This window comes from Sphingomonas sp. (assembly GCF_040398505.1).
Lineage (GTDB): Bacteria > Pseudomonadota > Alphaproteobacteria > Sphingomonadales > Sphingomonadaceae > Sphingomonas.
The window spans coordinates 3,672-7,557 of sequence record NZ_JBBATX010000113.1 but is presented as its reverse complement, the minus strand read 5'-3'; the positions used below and the strand labels follow the sequence as shown (position 1 = coordinate 7,557).

The window sequence follows — 3,886 nt, the reverse complement described above, 5'->3', positions numbered from 1 at the left end:
AACACGCGTAACATCCTGATCCGCGACGAAGTGATGAGCGACGGCTCGATCGACGAGGCCGCCGTCTATGTGCGCGAGGTGATCCGCCGCGCGATCGATCTCGGCTCGGCCGCGATCATCCTCGTCCACAATCACCCGAGCGGCGATCCCGCACCGAGCCGCGCCGACATCGACTTGACGCGCAAGGTGGCGGAGGCCGGCAAACGGCTCGGCATCGCGCTGCACGATCATATCATCATCGGCGCGAGCGGGCATTCGAGCCTGCGCGCGATGGGGTTGCTGTAGACACGCAAAGAACCGCCGCCCCCGTGGGGACGGCGGTCTCGTGCAATGGGGTGATTAGCCCTTTTGCGACAGAAAGCCGGTCAGCTCCGTCTGTGACACCTTCTTGTTCTTGTCGGTATCGGTCTGCGCAAACGACTGACGCAGCCAGGTCTTGGTGGTCGACGCAGTGGCCTTGGTCGACGGGTCGCTCGCGGTCTTCAGCGCGACCATCCACGTGTCGAATTCCTTTTCGCTCAGATTTCCGTCGCCATTTTTGTCATAGCTCGGAAATTCCTTCGTCACGACCTCCGCCACCTGCGTGCCGGCGGCCGGTTGCGCCGCTGCGACGGCATCCTGCGCCGGGGCGGCGGTCGAGTCGGCTGGAGCGGCGGTTTGCGGTGCAGGCTGCGCCGTCATCGCCTGATCAGTCGTCGTCGGCGCCGATGGCATGTTCTGCGGCGTCATATCCTGAGCGGGCGCGGTCTGGGCGAATGCCGAAGCCGACAAGGTCATCGCACCGGCAATAAATACATACTTAAACATCGGATGTCTCCATCGTTTGATTTCAACGCTTCGTCGGGCAGACCGGTGCATTTTGTGCACCACGCGGTCATTCCGTCAGGCTATTCAACCCGCCTGTTACCGAAACGCTCCCGATCCGGCCGATTTGAAGGCGCGCCCCGTCCCTGCTAACGCGCAGGTGATCGTGGTTCTGAGCCGATTCTGCGACGACCTGACCCTGCCGACCCAAGGAAATCCGATGATCCCGCGCTATTCCCGCCCCGATATGGTCGCGATCTGGACGCCGGAGGCGCGTTTTGGCATCTGGTTTGAGATCGAAGCGCACGCCACCGACGCGCTGGCCGAGCTTGGCGTGGTGCCGAAGGAAGCAGCCGCAGCGATCTGGGCCAAGGGCGCGTTCGAGGTCGAGCGGATCGACGAGATCGAGCGCGAGACCAAGCATGACGTGATCGCGTTTCTGACCAATGTCGCCGAACATGTCGGGCCCGAAGCGCGCTTCATGCATCAGGGCATGACCTCGTCGGACGTGCTCGACACCTGCCTCTCGGTGCAGCTTGCGCGGGCCAGCGATCTGTTGCTCGCCGATATCGACGCGTTGCTCGCGGTGCTCAAGCGCCGCGCGCTCGAACATAAGATGACGCCGACGATCGGGCGCAGCCACGGCATCCATGCCGAGCCGGTTACCTTCGGGCTCAAACTCGCACAAGCCTATGCCGAATTCGCGCGCAACCGCGCCCGGCTCGTCGCGGCGCGCGCCGACATCGCCACCTGCGCGATTTCGGGCGCAGTCGGCACCTTCGCCAATATCGATCCGTTCGTCGAGGCGCATGTCGCCGAGAAAATGGGCCTGACGATCGAACCCGTTTCGACTCAGGTCATCCCGCGTGACCGCCATGCGATGTTCTTCGCGACATTGGGCGTGATCGCTTCATCGATCGAGCGGCTCGCCACCGAAATCCGTCACCTTCAGCGCACCGAAGTGCTCGAAGCCGAGGAGTTCTTCTCGCCCGGCCAAAAGGGTTCGTCGGCAATGCCGCACAAGCGCAACCCGGTGCTGACCGAAAACCTCACCGGCCTCGCCCGCATGGTCCGTGGCTATGTCACCCCCGCGCTCGAGAATGTCGCTTTGTGGCATGAGCGCGACATCAGCCACAGCTCGGTCGAGCGCTATATCGGCCCCGATGCGACGATCACGCTCGACTTCGCGCTCGCGCGGCTCACCGGCGTGATGGACAAGCTCGTCGTCTATCCGGCGCGGATGGAGAAGAACCTCAACAAGATGGGCGGCCTCGTCCATTCGCAGCGCGTCCTGCTCGCGCTGACCCAGGCCGGGGTGAGCCGCGAGGACGCGTACCGCCTCGTGCAGCGCAACGCGATGAAGGTGTGGGATTCGGACGGCGACCTGTCGCTGATGGAATTGCTCAAGGCCGATCCCGAAGTGACCGCCGCGTTGTCGGTGGCGGAGATCGAGGATAAGTTCGACCTCGGCTATCATTTGAAGCATGTCGATACGATCTTCGCGCGGGTGTTCGGTGAAGGCGACGGCAACGCGTGACGCCAACGCGCCCTGACCGCTCCATGCTGACCGCGCGCGCGGTCCTCGCGATTGCCGCGATCGCCTTGGCGTAGGGCTTGGCGAGGCTCGGGTTCCACGCGGCCGATGCGCTGGGCGATCCGTTCGGGCGCGATTATGGCGAGGGCGTCGTCTGGCAACAGCTGCGCCGCATCGTGGCGGGGACGGGCTATGCACCCTTGCGCGCATTCCCGGCGATCGTGTTCAATTATCCGCCAGTCTATCATCTGGTCACCGCGGCGACATCGGCGCTGTTCGGCTTGGACCAATTGTTCGCCGGGCGGCTCGTGTCACTCGTGTCGACGATCGTCTCGGCGATGCTTGCCGGCGTGGTAACGGCCACGGCGATTGGTGACGGCCAGGATCGGCGCGTTCGTGCCTTGGCCGGGATGTTCACCGCCGCGTGCTTCGCCGCGCTGCCGCTCTTGCTGACCTCGGCGCTGCTGATGCAGATCGACATGCTCGCGCTGGCGTTCACCTTGACCGGGCTGGTGCTAGTCGTTCGCGCGGTCGATCGTCCGATGCTCGCGATCGGCGCGGGCATACTGTTCACGCTCGCGCTCTACACGCGCCAGACCAGCCTGCCCGCCCCCGCCGCCGCGTTTCTCGTCCTGCTGGTCGCCCGCCCGCACGCGGCCTGGCTGCTGCTCGGTAGCGCGGTGCTCGCCTCGTTCATCGGTCTCGGCCTGATCCAGGCGACGCAGAGCGACCATTTCCTGACCAACATCCTCTTCTACAATCTCAACCGCATCGCGTGGGACCATGCCGCGAAAACGCTGTTCGTGCTGTTGGCGAACATCGTGCCGATCGCGCTTGGCGGCATCGGCTTTGCAGTGGCGTGGCGGCAGCTCGATCCGCGCCAGTGGCGGCGCTGGCGCGCGCGGATGGCAACCGAGCGCGGATTGGCGGCGACGGCAATCGTGCTGCTGCTGGTGATCCTCAAGACGCTGATGCTGCCGATGATCCTCAAATCGGCGGCCAATGACAATTATCTGATCGACTGGTTCGCCGGGATCACGATCCTGATCGGGATCGCGGTCGTCCCGGTGATCCGCGCCGCCACCGCGCAGGCGTCGGCACCGAGCGGCGTGCTGCTGCTGCTGCTCGCCCTTGGCCTGCCGATCCAGATGCTCGATCCGCCGGTCCGGCCCGATGCTCGCAGCACGCAAAACCGCGCGGCGATGCAGGCGCTGGTCGATCGGGTACGGGCGAGCGCGAAACCGGTGGTGAGCGACGACATGGTGCTGCTCCGCCGCGCCGGGCAGAACGTTATCTGGGAACCCGCGATGATCGCCGAACTGGGCAGCGCGGGCGTGTACGATCAGGTGCGGCTCGCGGCGCACGTCCGGCGCGGCGATTTCGGCTTTTTCGTGACGTACGGCGATCGCGGGGATTTGATCTACGACCAGCGCTTCACACCCTTGATCGCCGACGCGATCGACACCGCCTATCCCCGCCGCGAGCGCGTGGGGCCGCTGACGCTGCATTTGCCACGCTAAAAGCGAACTTCGAACGCTCGAAGCTCCA

General features: G+C 65.0%; 4 protein-coding genes. 3 read left to right on the top strand and 1 reads right to left on the bottom strand.

The window, feature by feature from the left end; all coding sequences use genetic code 11:
• The coding region (locus tag ABWP09_RS12230; protein ID WP_353205408.1) for a JAB domain-containing protein at nucleotides 1-285 on the top strand (285 nt) is incomplete at its 5' end.
• Between the two features lie 54 nt (nucleotides 286-339).
• Here ABWP09_RS12230 and ABWP09_RS12225 read toward each other — a convergent pair.
• Nucleotides 340-870 (bottom strand): EF-hand domain-containing protein, encoded by a 531-nt coding sequence (locus ABWP09_RS12225; protein ID WP_353205407.1) that lies wholly within the window; start codon nucleotides 868-870, stop codon nucleotides 340-342.
• A gap of 154 nt (nucleotides 871-1,024) precedes the next feature.
• Between ABWP09_RS12225 and purB the strand changes: the two genes are divergently transcribed.
• Both purB and ABWP09_RS12215 read left to right on the top strand, forming a co-directional pair.
• Complete coding sequence (gene purB, locus ABWP09_RS12220) at nucleotides 1,025-2,341, top strand: adenylosuccinate lyase (protein ID WP_353205406.1); 1,317 nt, start codon at nucleotides 1,025-1,027, stop codon at nucleotides 2,339-2,341.
• Between the two features lie 77 nt (nucleotides 2,342-2,418).
• Nucleotides 2,419-3,858, top strand: a complete 1,440-nt coding sequence (locus ABWP09_RS12215; RefSeq protein ID WP_353205405.1) for an ArnT family glycosyltransferase — start codon at nucleotides 2,419-2,421, stop codon at nucleotides 3,856-3,858.
• The last annotated feature ends 28 nt before the right edge of the window (nucleotides 3,859-3,886 follow it).

What these genes read in the sequence shown, in the direction of transcription:
- purB (WP_353205406.1), top strand. Translation starts at nt 1,025, where the DNA reads ATGATCCCGCGCTATTCCCGCCCCGATATGGTCGCGATCTGGACGCCG.